Annotated in this window: 15 protein-coding genes; 6 read left to right on the top strand and 9 right to left on the bottom strand. The window is 71.9% G+C overall.

Translation table 11 applies throughout. From position 1 onward, the window contains the following. Positions 1–2209: FtsX-like permease family protein (locus PV721_RS30785; RefSeq protein WP_319729994.1), on the top strand; the 2209-nt coding region annotated here is incomplete at its 5' end. A 47-nt stretch (positions 2210–2256) separates the two neighbouring features. Here PV721_RS30785 and PV721_RS30780 read toward each other — a convergent pair. The 5 genes from PV721_RS30780 to PV721_RS30760 form a co-directional block, all read right to left on the bottom strand. Continuing rightward, a complete protein-coding gene (locus tag PV721_RS30780; RefSeq protein ID WP_319729991.1) occupies positions 2257–3039 on the bottom strand; it encodes a DUF4190 domain-containing protein in 783 nt (260 codons plus the stop codon). A 237-nt stretch (positions 3040–3276) separates the two neighbouring features. After that, the gene (locus PV721_RS30775) at positions 3277–4074 is read right to left on the bottom strand and encodes a hypothetical protein (protein WP_319729988.1); all 798 of its coding nucleotides are present in this window, start codon (positions 4072–4074) and stop codon (positions 3277–3279) included. Between the two features lie 121 nt (positions 4075–4195). Then, positions 4196–4657, bottom strand: a complete 462-nt coding sequence (locus tag PV721_RS30770; protein WP_319729986.1) for a cyclic nucleotide-binding domain-containing protein — start codon at positions 4655–4657, stop codon at positions 4196–4198. Between the two features lie 143 nt (positions 4658–4800). After that, positions 4801–5130, bottom strand: a complete 330-nt coding sequence (locus PV721_RS30765; protein WP_319729985.1) for a hypothetical protein — start codon at positions 5128–5130, stop codon at positions 4801–4803. Between the two features lie 4 nt (positions 5131–5134). Then, positions 5135–6703, bottom strand: a complete 1569-nt coding sequence (locus tag PV721_RS30760; RefSeq protein WP_319729983.1) for an MFS transporter — start codon at positions 6701–6703, stop codon at positions 5135–5137. Between the two features lie 137 nt (positions 6704–6840). Between PV721_RS30760 and PV721_RS30755 the strand changes: the two genes are divergently transcribed. The 3 genes from PV721_RS30755 (at position 6841) to PV721_RS30745 (ending at position 11416) form a co-directional block, all read left to right on the top strand. Next, positions 6841–7425, top strand: a complete 585-nt coding sequence (locus tag PV721_RS30755; RefSeq protein WP_319729997.1) for an XRE family transcriptional regulator — start codon at positions 6841–6843, stop codon at positions 7423–7425. Positions 7426–7610: 185 nt separating this feature from the next. Beyond that, entirely contained in the window at positions 7611–10343 is a 2733-nt protein-coding gene (locus PV721_RS30750; RefSeq protein WP_319729980.1) for a DNRLRE domain-containing protein, read from the top strand. Between the two features lie 158 nt (positions 10344–10501). Beyond that, on the top strand, positions 10502–11416 hold the full coding sequence (locus tag PV721_RS30745) for a YihY/virulence factor BrkB family protein (RefSeq protein ID WP_319729978.1): 915 nt from the start codon (positions 10502–10504) through the stop codon (positions 11414–11416). On the opposite strand, the gene PV721_RS30740 is transcribed toward PV721_RS30745, so the two are convergent. Then, the gene (locus PV721_RS30740) at positions 11400–11735 is read right to left on the bottom strand and encodes a hypothetical protein (RefSeq protein ID WP_319729975.1); all 336 of its coding nucleotides are present in this window, start codon (positions 11733–11735) and stop codon (positions 11400–11402) included. The two genes, PV721_RS30745 and PV721_RS30740, sit on opposite strands and share 17 nt — an antisense overlap. 131 nt (positions 11736–11866) lie before the next feature. Next, positions 11867–12355: a lamin tail domain-containing protein gene (locus PV721_RS30735; RefSeq protein ID WP_319729973.1), complete on the bottom strand. Its 489-nt coding sequence runs from the start codon at positions 12353–12355 to the stop codon at positions 11867–11869. Between the two features lie 679 nt (positions 12356–13034). On the opposite strand from PV721_RS30735, the gene PV721_RS30730 reads away from it, so the two are divergent. Next, positions 13035–13952, top strand: a complete 918-nt coding sequence (locus PV721_RS30730; protein ID WP_319729970.1) for a YncE family protein — start codon at positions 13035–13037, stop codon at positions 13950–13952. 86 nt (positions 13953–14038) lie between these two features. On the opposite strand, the gene PV721_RS30725 is transcribed toward PV721_RS30730, so the two are convergent. Beyond that, the gene (locus PV721_RS30725; protein ID WP_319729969.1) at positions 14039–14554 is read right to left on the bottom strand and encodes a hypothetical protein; all 516 of its coding nucleotides are present in this window, start codon (positions 14552–14554) and stop codon (positions 14039–14041) included. Between the two features lie 2 nt (positions 14555–14556). Continuing rightward, entirely contained in the window at positions 14557–15054 is a 498-nt protein-coding gene (locus PV721_RS30720) for a hypothetical protein (protein WP_319729966.1), read from the bottom strand. A gap of 766 nt (positions 15055–15820) precedes the next feature. Between PV721_RS30720 and PV721_RS30715 the strand changes: the two genes are divergently transcribed. After that, positions 15821–17317 (top strand): aldehyde dehydrogenase family protein, encoded by a 1497-nt coding sequence (locus tag PV721_RS30715; RefSeq protein WP_319729963.1) that lies wholly within the window; start codon positions 15821–15823, stop codon positions 17315–17317. Positions 17318–17357 lie beyond the last annotated feature (40 nt).

The raw sequence follows: 17357 nt of genomic DNA, 5'->3' as shown, positions 1-17357 counted from the left end.
CACCCCCGGTCCGTGGTTTTCCGCCCTCGGCCGGACCACCGAGGACCGGTCCTTCCCCGTCCGCGCCGACGGCGCACCGGAGCAACTCGTCGGCCACCCCTGGTCGGTCGCCGCCTTCGCCCCGTACGCCCTCGCCGCGGGCCGCGCCCCGCAGTCCGACGAGGAGGTCGTCACCACCGGCTGGGCGGCGCCCGGCACCCGGCTGACCACGGACCGCGGACCCGCCACCGTCGTCGGCACGGTCGTGGCCCCCGGCGGCGGACACGCCTTCGAGGACGCCGTGTTCTGGACCGACGCCCGCGCCTCCCGGCTGTCACCGGCCATCGACCAGCTCGTCGTCGCCGCCGACCCGGCCGCCGTACGGGCCGTCGTGGGTCAGGACCCGGACGTACGGGTCCTGACCGGCCGGGACCGCCGCCACGCCGACCCCGACCCGGACCGCGACAGCGAGGCACTGCTCGCCGTGAACGCCCTGCTCGGCACGTCCGGCGGGGTCACCGGCTTCGTATCCGTCTTCGTCGTCGCCTCCACCTTCGCGTTCGCCGTCGCCCAGCGCCGCAAGGAGTTCGCCCTGCTGCGCACGGCCGGCGCGACCCCGGGCCAGGTCCGCCGCACGGTGTTGGCCGAGGCACTGATCCTCGGCGTACTCGCCTCCGCCGCGGGCTGCCTGCTGGGGGCGTACGGGGCACCCGTGCTCGCCCGGTGGCTGGTGGAAGACGGCATCGCACCGCACTGGTTCGCCATCGGCGATGCCACCTGGCCCCTCCACACGGCCTTCTGGACCGGCCTGCTCGTCGCCCTCGCCGGAGTCCTCGCCGCCTCCTGGCGGGCGGGGCGGGTCGGACCCGCCGAGGCCCTGCGCGAAGCCGCCGTCGAGACGGGGACCATGACCCCGGGCCGCTGGATCCTCGGCGCCGCACTGCTGCTGGCCGGTCTCGGCACCCTCGCGCACGCACTGCTCACCGACCCGTCGGACCTGCTCCACCGCAAGTCGTACACCAGCCGGCCGATGCTGCTCATCATCGCGTTCGCGCTGCTGTCCCCGGTGCTCGTCCGGCCACTGACCAGGCTGATCGCCTGGCTTCCGGCCCAACTGCCCGGCGCCGGCGGGATGCTGATCCGGGAGAACGCCGCCGCGGGCATCCGGCGTACCGCGGCCGTCGCAGCCCCCGTCCTCGTCACCGTCGCCCTCGCCGGATCCCTGCTCGGCACGACCGCCACTCTGGGCGAGGCCAAGGCCGACGAGATCCGGCAGCAGACCAGCGCCGACTTCGTCGTCACGGGCGGGGCGGGCGGCTTCGACAAGGCTGCCGTCGACCGGATCCGGGCGGTGCGCGGCACCGAGGTGTCCGCCACCGCCGCGACCGCGGTCCACGTGCTGGAGGAGGGTGTGGCGCTGATCCGTTCCGAGGCCCGCGCCGCCGACCCGGAGGCCCTCGCCCGGACGGCCGAACCGCCCCTCGTCGCGGGCAGGCTGAGCGACCTCGACGACGACTCCGTCATCGTCACGGAGGAGTGGGAGCGGCACACCGTCGGATCGCGCGTCGACGTGTGGCTCGGCGACGGCACCCGCAAGAACCTGCGGATCGCCGCCGTGATGAGCATCGGCACCGGCAACAACGGGGCCTACGTCACCCCGGCCAACGCCCCCGGGGCTGCGGTGGACCGGATCGACGTACGGCTCGCCCCGGGTGCGGACGCCGCGGCGGTGGGGTCCGGGGTGGCCGAGGCGGCGCGGCAGGCCGGGGGCCGCGCCCAGACCAAGGGCCAGTGGGTGGCCGCCCATTACCCCGGGACCAAGCGCACCACCCGGCTCGGCTTCCTGCTGGTCCTCGGCATCGCCCTGCTCTACACCGGCATCGCACTCGCCAACACCCTCGTGATGGCCACCACCGACCGGGCCCGCGAACTCGCGGCGCTGCGCCTGGCCGGCGCCACCCGCCGGCAGGTGCTCCGGCTGGTGGCGGGCGAGTCCCTGATGGTCGTGCTCGTCGGCGCGGTCGTCGGCTCCCTGGTCGCCGTCCTGAACCTGGCCGGGATCCGGTGGGCCCTCGGGCTCCTGGACGCCCCGAGCGGCATCGTGATCCCGTGGGACGCCCTGGGCGCGACGGTCGGCGCCTGCGCGGCCCTCGCGGTCGTCTCGGCCGCCGTTCCGGCCGCGTTGGTCCTCGTGCGCCGGCCGGCCGAGCCGGCCGGCGCACGGGACTGAATCGTCCTGCCCACCGGCCCGTCCGGGCGCCGGCGCCAGACAGCGGCTCAGGAACCGGAGCGGATCGATCCGGTGCTCGCGCCGCTGGGGTCGCCCACGAAGCAGGTGACCTCGCGGTCGCCGAACGTCCAGGTGCTGGGCTGCGGGTAGTAGTAGAAGACCTCCAGCTTGTCCGATACCTTCGCGTTCTTGCCCACGTAGTCGGTCAGCGCCGTACCGGAGCACTTCTCCTCGGCGATCTTGACGACCTTCTCCGTGCCCGGGTACGAGCCGTCGTCCAGGTTGAAGACCGCGTACGCCTCACCCTCGTGAGCCTGGTCGCAGGGCACGATGCTCACCGAGTAGCCGGCCTGGCCGCCGTCCTCGTCCTGGTACTCCGCCAGATCGCCGCCCGTGTTGAAGCAGTCCCCCTTGCGGATGTCCTGCACCTTGCTGGAGCCCGATCCGGTGACCTGGCCACTGGTGTCGCGCTTCGGCCGGCTCTCGTCCAGCGCCCCGGTCAGTCCGAGGACCAGCGCGACCCCGTAGAAGGCGATGGTCAGGCTGTGGATGACGATGGCCGCGACGGCCAGGCCCTTGCCCTTCTCACCCCGGTTGCGGATCTGGGAGAGCGCGATGATGCCGAGGATCAGCGGGACCAGCGGCAGCCCGCAGAGGATCGACATGACGAACGCGACGATGGCCAGCGTGTTGGTCTTCTGCGACATCATCGGCGGCTGCCCCGGCCAGCCCTGCGGGCCACCGTACGGCCCGGGTTGCGCCGGCTGCCCGTACGGTCCCGACTGCGGGTACGGCTGAGGGGACGACGGCGGCTGCGGTGGTATGGACATGCGTGCGGAGCTCCTTGCTCAGAGGGTGGGACGCAACCAACAGCCAGGCGGTGACATCGCGGCCGGCGACGGGCGGCACGAATCGGACCACACCGACACATACCTGCCCATGGTTTTATGCCGTCCCTACGCTACCGCCCTGAGCCAGGGGGAGTTGCCGTGGGGTCGGTCTTGAAAGCCCGACGAGGCGGACTACGAGGCGGACTACGAGGCGGACTACGAGGCGGGCGACGCGGCTCAGTTCTGCGACTGCAGTGCCTTCGTCAGGAGCCCGCCGGCCACGATCAGGGCCACACCGAGCCACCACACGTTGCCGTCGAAGACGAGGACGGCGATCCCGATCGGCACCAGCAAGCCGGCCAAGGGGAGCAGCAGCCTTGCCAGGCGGAGCGGTTCGGGCCCCTGGCCGGCCGCCTCGCGCGCGGCGCGGGCCCGGACCACGTCCGGGTACCAGACGGTGAAGCGGAGCGCGGCGACGATCGCCAGGATCTGGATGATCCAGCCGGTCCAGATGTTGTCCGGGTTGTGCAGGACCAGGTCGCCGTAAGCGCCCGCGACGGCCGCCACCAGGAAGGCGAGTCCCCACACCGCCGTGATCACGTAGTTGGTCCGGACGAAGGCGGGCGTGTGCCAGAGGGCCGGATCGACCTGCTCGCGGGCGTACTGGATGGTGAAGGGCATCCTCACGGCCATGGAGCCGAAGGCGATCACGGCGAGGGTGATGTTCGCGACCTCGCCCGCGTACGTCTCCAGCCAGCGCAGCGTGCCTTCGCTCGCCAGGGCGCCGATGACGGTCAGCGCGGCGAAGAACACCACGTCGGCCACTTCCAGCAGCTTCCAGGAGCTGCCCCGGTTGACCAGGCGGCTCACGACCACCAGGGTGACGGCCGCCGCCAGGGCGATCCCGACCGCGATCTCGAAGCGTCCCGGTCCGACCAGAAGGGAGAACACGATCCACGGAGCCATCCCGACGACCGGGTTATCCAGGAATCCGGACACCGGACCGCTGCCCGTGCCGTAAGCCTCGGTTCGCACCCTTCCATCGTGCGCGGCCGCCGGTCGGCCGGCCATTCGGGGACCGGACCGCCGCACTCGGACGCCGTCCCGCCGTCGATGCCGATGCCGATGCCGAGGGCCGGTGGCCGGAACGGCCGGCCTAACCGGCCGCGCTCAGGCGCGGGGCGTACATGTCGAGCAGCCGGGTGCGGGTCTGCTGGAGCCGCATCGCGAGCACCCGCCCGACCCAGTGCCCGATCGCCGACCCGAAGGCGGGATCGGCGTCCATCAGCATCCGCACGGCCGCGGCGTCGAACTCGTACGCGCGCACCGGCGTCATCGCCTGCGCGCCGAGCTGCCACACGTACGGCGGGAACAGCCAGGACCAGCCGACCAACTCGCCGGGGCCGAGGTTCTCCACGGGCGCGGGCCGTCGGCCGGACACGGGAATCTCCAGGGTCACCGTGCCGGAGCGCACGATCCAGAAGGATTCCGCCCGGTTGCCTTCGTCGAAGATCCGCGCGTTCTCCGGGAAATTGACCTCACGGGCCTGGGACATCAGCCGTCCACGGTGCTCCGTGGACAGGACGGCAGCGATGCGGATGGGGGAAGGTGTGCTCACGACGGCCTCCGATCACGAACGACCCCCCGGCGACGCTCCTGCCCTCCCAGTGTCGCCGACGCCCGCCCGATCGCGGCCCGCGCGGACCGTCTTTCTTCCGGGCCGTACGCGGAACCTTCCCCTCCGGGACCGGAAGAGACGGCCTAGTCCTCCGCATTCGCCTCCAGGCAGGCCAGCTCCATGGCGTCCAGCACCGCCTCGTGGCTGCGCCCGCTGAGCTCGGCGACGTTCTCGATCTGGGCCGTCGCCCAGGCCGCCAGCGTCATCACCAGCACCCGGAGCCCGTCCGTGCCGTGCTCGGCCAGGATGGCGTCGGCGACGACCATCGCGTCCTCCGGGACCTGCTCGGGCGGCTCCAGGCCCGCGAGGCCGCGCAGCATGGTGAGGGTGCGGCGGGAGATCTCCGGCGTCATTCCCGCCAGCCGCATGTCTTCTTCTTCGTCCATCAGCCCCACCTCCGGTGCCGTGCTCATCACCTCAGGGCACGGTAGAGGCGCGCGGGCCCGCGTGGGGCCGTTTCCCCAGGGTGACCCTGCGTGACCTCCGGCGGGGCGGTCTTTCAGCACCCGCCCGCAGCCCGACCTTCTTCGGGCGCCCCGCCAGGGAGACGGCGAGCGCGAGGAGGACCAGGACCGCCGCGACCGCGAACGTGACCCGCATGCCGGTGGCGACGGCCTGCGGGCCCGCGGTCGTGATGTCGGCCGTCGCCGACGCGAGCGTGAACACGGCGCCCATGACGGACGCACCGGTGACGAGCCCGAGATTGCGCGAGAGGTTGAGCATGCCGGAGACGACCCCCCGCTGATCGGCGCGGACGTCGGCCATGACGGCGGTGTTGTTGGCCGTCTGGAACACCGCGTAGCCGGCGGTGACGACCGCGAGGGGGGCGACGTAGCCGAGCACGCCGAAGGTTTCCGGGGCCGCGGACAGGGCGAGGGCGCCGGTGGCCGTCACGGCGAGCCCGGCGGCGGTCGTGCGCGGGGCGCCGAAGCGGTCCACGATGCGGCCGGCCGGTATCCCGGCCAGCGCGGCGACCACCGGGCCGGTCGACAGCACGAGTCCGACGAGGACCGCGTCGAGCCCGAGGGTCCGGGAGAGGTAGAACGGGCCGACCACCAGCGTCGCCATCACCACCGTCGAGACGAGCGCGCTCGTGGCGAGACCTGCGCGCAGCACGGGATCACGGAACACCGCCCCCCGGATCAGCGGTGACGCCGCTCGCGCCTCGGCGCGTACGAACAGGGCGACTCCCAGGGCGGCTGCCAGCAGCAGGGCGAGGTTGACCGGGCCGAACCGGCCGTGGCCGAGGGTCACGGCCAGTGCGTAGGCCGCGAGTGTGAGCGCGAGCAGCAGGGTCCCCAGGAGGTCGAAGCGGGGCCGGTCGGCCCCTGTCCTCTGACGGTCGACGGGCAGGTGGCGGTGAGCGAGGACGAACGTCAGGACGCCCAGCGGCACGTTGACGAAGAAGATCGCCCGCCAGCCGAGAGCGGCGATCAGGGCGCCGCCCAGCGACGGGCCCAGAGCGGTGCCGACCGCGGACATCGTGCCGAGCAGCCCCATGGCGCTGCCGGTCCGCGCCTTCGGGACCGTCTCCCCGACGAAGGCCATGGTGAGGGCCATCATGACGGCCGCGCCGAGCCCCTGCACAGCCCGCGCGGCGATCAGCAGCCCCAGCGTGGGCGCGGCGGCGCAGGCGACCGAGGCGACCGTGAACAGCAGGATCCCGCCCAGGAGCAGCCGGCGTCGGCCGATCAGGTCCCCGAGCCGGCCGACGCCCACGATCAGGGTGGTGACGGCGAGCAGATAGGCGAGGACGATCCACTGCACCTGCTGGAAGGAGGCCGAGAACGACTGCGCCAGGGCCGGCAGGCCGACGTTCGCGATGCTGGTGCCAAGCGAGGACAGCAGCATCGAGAGCGACAGGCCGGCCAGCACCCGGCGGACCGCCGGCGCCCGCCACTCGGCGTCGGCCGTTGCCTCGGGGGCGGTGCCGGTGCCGGCGTGCTGCTGTACGGGTCCGGGGCTGGAATCACTGGATGGGCTCATGCCGAGGAGCGTGTGCGACCCGCACCGCAACGGCAAACCTTGTTGCCGTTTCCGGGACGGGGGAGTGGAATGGCCGCATGGAGAAGGACCGCAAGGAGCAGGACCGCGTGGAGAAAGAGCGCGTGGAGAAAGACCGCATGGACGAGCCGGCCCCCCACCAGGCGGTCCTCGACGAGGTCGCCCCGCGGCTCCGACGGCTGCGCGCCCAGCGGGGCCTCACGCTGGCCGCGCTCTCGGAGACGACCGGCATCTCGAAGAGCACCCTGTCCCGGCTGGAATCGGGACAGCGCCGCCCCAGCCTGGAACTGCTGCTGCCGCTCGCCGGTGCGTACCGCGTGCCCCTGGACGACCTGGTCGGCGCTCCCGAAGTGGGCGACCCCCGGGTGCGGCTGACGCCCCGCGCCATGCCGAACGGCGGTACGGCCGTCCCCCTCACCCGGAGCACGGGCCCGCTCCAGGCCTACAAGATGCTCATCCCCGACCGGGGCGGCGAGCCGGACCTCCGGACGCACGAGGGCTACGAGTGGCTGTACGTGCTCGACGGCCGGCTGCGGCTCGTCCTCGCCGACCACGACCTGGTCCTCGGCCCCGGCGAGGCCGCCGAGTTCGACACCCGGCTGCCTCACTGGTTCACCAGCGCGGACGGGCGGCCCGTGGAGATCCTGAGCCTGTTCGGGCGGCAGGGGGAGCGGATGCACGTCCGCGCCAAGCCGCGCGCCTGACGGCGGGGCCCGGGCGGAGGTGCCGGCGCGATTTGGCATCCGATGTGTCAAGTGGGATGAACCGAGCGCGGAATCGCCCTAGGGTGCGCCCGTACGCATGGTTGTGGACTGCTGTTCAGCGGTTTCCGGCCATGACTCACCCGGCCGCGCCACACGGCCGCACAGCACACCGAACTGGGGGGTTCATGCGTAGATCCAGAAGGCTGGCGGCCGCTCTTGCCCTGTCCCTGGCCGGAACCGGCGCAGGGCTGGGCCTCGGCCTCGTCCCCCGGGCGGCGGCCGTCACCCCGCCCGTCGCCTTCACCGCCGACCCGCTGTCGACCTGGCAGCCGAACGGTGTCGTCTGGGCCCTGGCCGAGGCGGGCGGCCAGGTCTTCGCCGGCGGCACCTTCTCCACCGTGCGCCCGCCCGCGGGCGGCGCCGGCAGCGAGCAGTCTGCCGTGAACTTCGTGGCGCTCGACGCCGCGACCGGCGCCCCGACCTCCTGCACACTCTCCTTCACCATCGCCGCCGGCACCGCCACGGTCCGCGCGCTCGCCCTCTCCCCGGACAAGACGACCCTGTACGCGGGCGGCTACTTCGGCGCCGTCAACGGCACTCCCGTGTCGAGCCTCGCCGCCATCGACGTGGCGAGCTGCACGGTGAAGGCCGGCTTCCGCCCGGCCTTCGCGGCCACCGTCCGCGCCCTCGCCGTCACCGACGACACCGTCTACGCGGGCGGCGACTTCCTCAGCGTCGCCGGCCAGCCGCGCGAACGCTTCGCCGCCGTCGGCGCGGCAGACGGGGCGCTCAAGCCCTTCACCGCCAATGCCGACGAGCCCGGGCGGGCCGTCGAGGTCACCCCGGACGGCAACAGCGTGGTCCTCGGCGGCGACTTCTTCACCGTCAACGGCACGAACACGCACGCGCTGGCCGTCGTCGACGCGACGAGCGGCGCGCTCACCAAGACGTACTCCGGCTTCATCGAGACCAACTCCGTCGTCAAGGACATCGCCACCGACACGACCGGCTTCTACACCGCCAACGAGGGCACGGGCGGCGGCGTGTTCGACGGCCGGATCGCGCTCAACCTCAGCGACTTCGGCCAGCGCTGGCGCGACACCTGCCTCGGCGCCACCCAGGCCGTGCTGCCGTACCAGAGCGTGCTCTACAGCGCCTCGCACGCACACGACTGCTCCAGCGTCGGCGAGTTCCCCGACGGCCAGCGCCACCACCTGCTCGCCCAGCCCACCAGCGGCACCGGCAAGCTCGGCTGGGCCCCCGACACCAACGACGGCATCGGCGAGGGCATCGGGCCGCGCGTGATGACGGTCGGCTCCAAGGGCGGCGTCCAGTACCTGTGGGTCGGCGGGGAGTTCACCACCGTCAACGGAGCGGCGCAGCAGAGCCTGACGCGCTTCGCCTCCACCGGGGACACCGGTGCGCCCACCGTGCCCGTCGCCAGCGCGGTCAGCTTCAAGCCCGGCGAGGTCCAGGTGCGCTGGCGCACCAGCCTCGACCTGGACGACAGCGCGCTGACCTACAGGATCTACCGCAACGGCGCGGTCGCGCCGATCGCCACGGTCACCGCCGACTCGCTGTTCTTCAAGCGCCCGCAGGCCTCCTGGACCGACACCACCGCGGCGGCCGGCCAGTCGTACACGTACCGGGTGACGGCCACCGACGCGGCCGGCAACACCAGCGCGCCGTCCGCGACGGCGAGCGTGACCGTCCCGACCCAGGTGGACGGCTACCCGAACCAGGTCCGCGCCGACGGAGCCCAGCAGTACTGGCGCTACGACGAGTCGGCCCTGCCCTTCGTCGCCGACTCCTCGGCCGCCGGCAACCAGAGCGGCGTGCACCTGAACGCCCCGGCCCTGCGGCAGGCACCCGGCGCGGTCTCCGGCGCGAGCGCGGCGATCGGCTTCAACGGCACGGACACCCAGGTGTACGCGGACAAGCGGCAGACGGTGGGCAGCACCTACACCATCGAGACCTGGTTCAAGACGAACACCACCCGGGGCGGCAAGCTCCTCGGCTTCGGGAACAACCAGGCCCGCGGCAGCAATCAGTACGACAAGCACATCTACATGACCAACGACGGGCGGCTGGTCTACGGCGTCTACACCGGCGCCACCCGCACCGTCACCACCAGCGGCGCGTACAACGACGACCAGTGGCACCACGTCGTCGCGAGCCAGGGCCCCGGCGGAATGACCCTGTACGTGGACGGCGCCCCGAAGGGCACCCTGAACGTCACCACCCACGAGAACTTCTCCGGCTACTGGCACGCCGGCGGCGACAGCCTCGGCGGCTGGCCCGACCGCCCGACGAGCGAGTACTGGGCGGGCCGGCTCGACGAGACCGCCGTCTACCCGACCGTCCTGAGTGCGGCGCAGGTGCAGAACCACTACGCCCTCGCTACCGCCCCTGCCGACTCGGTCGTCGAGGTCACCGCCGCGGAGGACACCTACGCCAACGCGGGTGCGCCCGCCTCCAACTACGGGACCTCGGGCTCGCTCGCGGTGCGCGGCACTTCCTTCTACGCGAGCTACCTGCGCTTCGACCTGCCCGCCGCACCCGCGGGCACGGTCTTGAAGTCGGCCACCCTCAGCGTCAAGACCAGCACGATGAGCGGCGCCGGTACGACGGACACCGTCTCGGTCGTCCCGGTCACCGGGGCGTGGAGCGAGGGCGGGACCACCTACAACAACCGCCCCGCCCTGGGCGGCCCGGCACTGGGCAGCTTCGCGGGCATCCCGGACGGCAGCGCGGTCCACACCACCGCGCTCACCACCGGTACGGTCGCGGCGGCGCTGGGCGGCGGCTACGGCCTGGCACTGAGCAGCACCGGTACGGACGCCCTGTGGCTGTGGTCCTCCGAGGCGCAGGCCAACGAGGGCACGCCGCAGCTGACACTGACCTTCGGCGCACCATGACCTGAACACCGACCGAAGCGAGGGGCGCGGTCCGTTGTGGCCCGCGCCCCTTTGCCGGTACGAGGCCGGGCCGGAGCACGCCGGCTCCGGCAGCACCGCGCGCGCATACGCGGAGTGCACGGGCGCATGGCCGCGGGCCCGCAGGGCACGTGCACGGCGTGACCGACATCCCCCGCACCGCAAGACGCCCAAGCGGTCCTCCCGCCACCGCCACCGCCCTCGCGGCGCGCACCCGCGCCGAGCTGCGGGGCACAGCCGTCCGCGTGTGGACGGACAATCTCGCCGACCACGCGGCCGCCCTCACCTACTACGCCCTCCTGGCGCTGCTGCCCGCGCTCGTCATCGCCGTCTCCCTCGTGGGGCTGCTGGGCGGGGCGACGAGGGACCGGCTGATCACCGACCTCACCGTGTACGCGCCCCCGCAATCGGCGCAGGTGCTCCGTGACGCCCTGGGCGGCCTCTCGGCCGAACACTCGTCGATGTGGGCTCTGCTGCTCAGCGGTGTGGTGAGTGCGCTGTGGTCGGCGTGCAGTTACCTGGCGGTGTTCCGCCGCGCCCTGCACACGATGCACCGGGTACCCGATACGCGGCGTCCGCTGCGCGCGGCCCACACGCTGCTCATCAACGCCGCGCTGCTGCTGGCCCTGCTCATCGTCGCCGCCGCGGGTCTGGTCATGTCCGGGCAGCCGGCCCGATGGGTCGCACGGGCCGCGGGAGGCGGCCCGGACACCATCGCGCTGCTGCGCTGGCCCGTGCTGCTGGTGGTCGTCACCCTCCTGGTGCTGGTCCTCTTCCGTACCGGCCCGCCCCAGAGCCGGGGCGCCCGTCGGGGCCTGCCCGGCGGCGTACTAGCGGCCCTGCTCTGGCTGGCCGCCTCGGCGCTCTTCACGCTCTACACGGAGCTGGACACGTACGGCCGCCTCTACGGCTCGCTGGCCGGCGTGGTGGTCTTCGTCGTCTGGCTCTGGTTCGCCAATCTGGCGCTGCTCGCCGGGGCCCAGTTCAACGCCGAACGGGCACGGGAGCCGGCGGCCCGCACGGTATCCGGCAGCGGGCTCAGAGGTGGGCGGTGATCCATCGCACCAGGGCTGCGCTGGTCGTGTCGTCGAGTGCCGACAGGGTGCGGATGGCTTCCAGGTCACCCGGGGTCGGCGGAACGCCGGCGGTGGTCAGCGCGGCGTGGAGGTCCAAGCGCCGCCGGTCCGAGGGCTGCAGGGGCCAGGCGAGGTGTGTCTGCGCATCCACCTCGCCGAAGGGAGGCTGCCCGTTCGCATTGCACGGCACGTCGCCGGGCGCGGAGTCCACGGTGTCGGGGGCGCCGGGGAAGCGGTAGGGGTCGAGGGCCAGCTGAGGGACCGTGACCGCTGACGGGGGACACTGCCAGGACTGCACGTGAACCTCCAGGTGTCGGACGGATGTGCTGCGGTGGGTCGGGGCGGGGGGCGTGCCGCGGCTGGTTGCCGCGGCACGCGGTGGTGGGGCCGGCAGTTCACGGTCCCCGACGGTGTGACTGCCGGTGGGGGTCAGCGGCGGTGGTTGCCGTGGTGTCCGCGGCGGCCCCAGGACTCGGTGTCGACGACGCGTCCGCGGTCGTCGCGGAGGGTGGCGGTGTCGCGCTCGTCCCAGATCTGGTGGCGGCGGTCCTGGTAGACGTCGCGGTGGGTGTCGCGGCCGTTGCCGGTGTGGACCTTGACGCTGGAGCGGCCCTCCAGGCGGAGGTGGTTGAAGCGGTAGCGGTTGCCGTCCTCGTCGGTGAGGGTGAATCCGCGCAGGTTGACGGCGTTGCGGCCGGTGTTCTTCACCTCGATCCATTCGCGGTTCAGCGCGCGGTTGTCGCGGCCGCGGCCGCGGCTGTCGTGCTGGATGTCGCCGATGACGATCGAGGAGTTCCGGCCGTGGCGGCCGTGCCGGTCGTCGTCGTGGGCGGCGGCCGGTACGGCGGCCGCGCCGACCAGGGCGCCGGCGGCCAGGGCCGCGGCGAGAAGGCGGCGGGTGGCGAGAGAAGCAGACATGCAGATGGCTCCTTGAACAGTCAGCCCAGCCCGGTGTGATGCGAGCCGGGTGGGCTCCGTGCGGTTCCCGGCGTGCTGCCGAGGAGCCACACTCTGGCCCGCGGCGTCGCCAACCGCCACAACTCGTGATGTGTGTTTCTCAATGCGGACATGTCCGTAACTCTCGCTTGTAAGGGGCAAAGGTCAAGGTCGGGTTGACGTAAACGGGGCGGGGTTGACGGCAGCCCCGACGGCAGCCTCCGCCGTGTCGGAGCAAGGAGGTTTCGGCCACATAAGCAGTTCATTCGCGCCATGCCGTGTGCGGTGCGCCGAATGGATTCAGCCCCCTGTAACAGCCGCTCCGGCCGCTTCCTCGCACGTCGATACGTATCTCCGCTCTGGTGTGCGGATGCTGGTGGCGTGACGGCGGACCTCCTGCCGGACCGCGAGCTGATGCCCTGTCGTTTCTCTTTCAACGACGCGGAAGCGCCGTCGCGGCCGGACCGCCGGCTCCCGGGGTGCAGCGCAATTGACATGGTGAGACGCTGGTGCTTCGGGGGATGCATCGGAATGTCTCGCCTCGCCGGGCTGCGCGATCCGGGCTGCGGGCGGGCGCTTCACAACTCACTCCCGCGGGTTCGCGCCGGTACGCGACGTAACGCATGTCCGGTTCGACCGGCGGCTGAGGGGCGGGCATGCCATGAGCAAGGTGTCCAACACTGAGAAATCGCGGGTCGTGGCCACCATTCCGGTGGGGACCGGGCCCTTCGCCGTGGCGGTGGACGTCCACGGCCAGGTCTTCGTCACCAGCAGAGGCGACAACACCGTGTCGGTGATCAAGTCCTCGACCAACACCGTGATCGCCACGCTCAACGTCGGCCTGCGCCCGGAGAGCGTGGCGACCGATCCCCAATTCGGCGTCTACGTCGCCAACAGCGGCAACGTCACCGTGACGGCGTTGGACAGGTTCAACACCGTTGTCGCCACCCTCAACGTCGGCCCACCTGGCCCACCGCCCAACATGCTGAGGGTGGCGATCGATCACCTTATGAGCCGCGCCTACGTGACCGACCGCGGTCGCGACAGGGTGTCGATCATTCGCACCAGTGCCGAGCCTCCGTTCGTCACCCCTGATTTCGTCGAGGTCCCGGGCCCCCTCGGCGCGGCCGTCGACCCTGTGGATCACCGTCTCTACGTCACCCAACCCGAGTTCAACACCGTGTCGGTGATCGACCCCGCGACCAACAGGGTCATAGGGAGCATGGCAGTCGGACAGCAGCCCATGGGTATCGCCATCGCCCCCCAGAAGCGTCGTGTCTATGTCACCAACTCCGGCTTCACGACCGTGTCGGTGATCGACCTCGCCACCGGCGGCAGCATCGGTGTCGACGTCGCCGCGAAACCGATCGGTGTTGCGGTCGACTCGCACGGCAACGCCTACGTCACCGCCTCCGACGGCACGGTGAAGGTGATCGACGCCCTGTCGATCAGGGTGAGCGACACGTTCTCCGTAGGATCCAAACCGGAGGGCGTGGCCTTCGAGCCCCTCGGCAATCGCGTCTACGTCGCCAACAGGGGAGACGGGACCGTGTCGGCGATCGACCTCGCCGCCACCTGAAGCCCTGCCTCGAATGGCGGCCGGACCAGAGCGGTGGCGTGCAGGCGTGGGTCGCCTTCGCGGCCCACGTCTGCGCCCGGGTCCGGTCAGAAGCGGAACATCACTCCGCGCCAGGTCCAGCCAGCGTCGAGGACCATGTCCCGCAGGGGGTTCTTCATGTCCCGCGAGTCGAAGCGGAACGTCTCGACTTTGTGGCGGCGGCCGTCGGGCCCCCTCTCGTACTTCCATTCCCGGGAAACGGTCATCGATGGCCCGCTGCCGTACTCGCGCGTCACGGCCAGCCTGGGCGGGTCCCCGACCCACGTCAGCTGCACTTGTTCGTCAAGGGTCCGGACCTCGCGCTGCGCGGGGATGAAGCGCATCCGGATCTTGAGCCTCAACTCCACCTGCCTACGGGAGAAGGAGTGGCCCGCGGCGGGCTTCATGACCCGCCACTCCGCCACCAGGTCGGCCTTCTCCTTCGGGAGGGCATGACGTACACGGAACGGCACGTCCGTGCCGTTGATCGCGAGCAGTGCTTCCCGGAGTTCCATGGTCGGCAGCGACGCGATGCCACTGTCCGGGTACCTGGTGCCGGTGTACTTGTCCCAGAGACGACCCACCGTCAGCTCTCCGCCCCACTGTCCGGGCGCACCGAGCGCACGAAGTCCTGGAAGTCTTCCAGGACACGGTCGTGCTGGTCCGCCGTGGCGGTCAGTGCCAGCCGGATCATCGCCCGCTTGCGCGGGTCCTCGGTGTCGACGACGGTGAGGTACGCCTGGGATTGGACGAGCTCGCGGCGGGTGCCGTCGGCGGCGGCCGAGAAACTCAGCCGCTGGCCCAGGGCGGGTGCGTCGGCGAAACCGACCTCGCGGCGGTGGACCACGGCCACGGACTCGCCGAACTCGCGCAGGCCCTCCACGGATGCGTCGGCGATCTCGGCGAGCGTCACGCCGTCCTTCGGGAACCCGCCGTCGACGGTGATGTTGGCGGCGAACCCGGCGTCCGGCTGCGGATGCACCGCGGCGAAGGCCACCTCCCAGGCATCGAGCCCCTCCGGACGGGCCGGAAGCCAGCCCTCGGGCAGTTCGAAGCCGATCGGTACCGGCAGTGGCAGGGGCATTTCGGGCCCTCCCTCCAGTGAGACATGCGCTGGCCGAGCAGCCAGTTCTTGAAGTCGCCGGCGGCGTCGCCGGCCGAGTGGACAGCATCGCCCACCGCGTCGGCCGCGTCACCGGCGGCGTCGGTGAACTTGGCGGGATCGAAGGTGATCTCGAGCCCCAGTTCGCCGCCCTTGGGAAGGGAAGCCTCGGCGCCCGGACCCGCCCACGGCTCCGCCGTTCCGCCGATTCCGATGCCCGCGTACTCCAGGCCCCCGGCCACGCCGGCCTTCGCCCCGGCGAACCGGCGTCACGCCCGGAGCGTACGGAACCACAGGCGGTGCGGTGACGCCCGGGCGTAAGGCCCCACCGGCGGACCGCTGTTCAACCGCATGTCGACGTCGTTGAGATCAACTGACGTGAAAGTTCCTCCCCGTTGACAGAGTGCGAATGCATAGCAACTGCGAACACCAAGATGCTTTGCGTGTCACGAGCGACATGGCGAGGTCGTCGCCCCGACGGGGCGTGGCCGAGGCGATCGTCTTGGCCGGCCGCTGCGCGGATCGCGGAGCCCGGCTGGGGCTCGACCCGCTCACCGCCGGGCCGTTCCCACCCCCGCCGACTGTACGAAATGCCCCAATCTGTTCTGTATTTCCCTGGGGCGACCGAGAGTGACTCCCGTCACTTCCAGTGACGGATGGGACATGGCTTCCGCAGACCGGGGCAAGCGCGCACGAGCAGCACCACCGCGGGTAGGCCGCGGTGCCGGAATCGGAGGTACAGCGCGTCGTGTCCGAGCAGACGACCATCCACATCGCCGGGACCTGGCGTTCCGCGGTCTCAGGAGCCACCCGAGAGGTCCTCGACCCGGCAGACGCCACGGTCCTCGCCGTCGTCGCCGAGGGCGGCACCGCAGACACCGACGCGGCCGTCAGTGCCGCCCGCGCGGCCTTCGACGGCGGGGAGTGGCCCCAGACCCCCGTCCTGGAGCGGGCCGCCCTCCTGCGCCGCACCGCCGACCTGCTCCACCGCGACCGCGAACGCCTCGGGCTGCTGGAGAGCCGCGACGCCGGCAAGACCCTGGAAGAGGGCCGCGTGGACGTGGACTGCGTCGCCGACGCCTTCCGCTACTTCGCCGACCTCGTCGCCGGCGAGAGCGCCGGCCGCGTGGTCGACGCCGGCACCCCCGACGTCCACAGCGTCGTCGTCCACGAGCCCGTCGGGGTCTGCGCCCTGATCACCCCGTGGAACTACCCGCTGCTCCAGGCCTCCTGGAAGATCGCCCCCGCCCTCGCCGCGGGCAACACCTTCGTGCTCAAGCCCAGCGAGATCACCCCGCTGTCCACGGTGGCCCTCATCGGCCTGCTGGCGGAGGCCGGACTGCCGGCCGGCGTCGCGAACCTGGTCACCGGACCCGGCGACCCCGTCGGCGCGCGCCTCGCCGCCCACCCCGACGTCGACCTCGTCTCCTTCACCGGCGGTCTCACCAGCGGCACGAAGGTGATGCGCGCGGCCGCCGACTCCGTCAAGAAGGTCGCCCTCGAACTCGGCGGCAAGAATCCCAACATCGTCTTCGCCGACGCCTGCGCCACCGAGGAAGGCTTCGACACCGCCGTCGACCAGGCCCTCAACGCCGCCTTCATGCACAGCGGCCAGGTCTGCTCCGCCGGTTCCCGGCTCATCGTCGAGGAGAGCGTCGCCGAGCGCTTCGTCGCCGAACTCGCCCGCCGGGCCGACCGGATCCGCCTCGGCCGCGGCACCGACCCCGGCGTGGAGTGCGGACCGCTCGTGTCCGCCGCCCAGCGCGAACGCACCGAGGAGTACGTGGCCTCCGCGCTCGCCGAGGGAGCGGTGCTCCGCTCCGGCGGCAAGCGGCCCGACGGGCCCGGCTACTTCTACCGGCCGACCGTGCTGGACCGCTGCCACCGCGGGATGCGCGTCGTACGGGAAGAGGTCTTCGGGCCGGTCCTGACCGTCGAGACCTTCCGTACCGAGGCCGAGGCCGTCGCGCTCGCCAACGACACCGAGTACGGCCTCGCCGGCGCGGTGTGGACCTCCGACCCGGGCCGCGGCCGCCGCGTGGCCGGCCGGCTGCGCCACGGCACCGTCTGGATCAACGACTTCCACCCCTACCTCCCGCAAGCCGAGTGGGGCGGTTTCGGCAAGTCCGGCATCGGGCGGGAACTGGGCCCGTCGGGCCTGGCCGAGTACCGCGAGACCAAGCACGTGTACCAGAACCTCGCCCCCTCTCGTATACACATCTTACGATGCCGACGACATAATTGATTTAGATCCAGGTGGTCGCCTGAATAATAAAAAAAAAAAA

The sequence above is a fragment of the Streptomyces sp. MB09-01 genome (assembly GCF_033794505.1).
Lineage (GTDB): Bacteria > Actinomycetota > Actinomycetes > Streptomycetales > Streptomycetaceae > Streptomyces.
The sequence above is the reverse complement of the archived record's forward strand: the minus strand, read 5'-3'. Positions and strand labels throughout refer to the sequence as shown.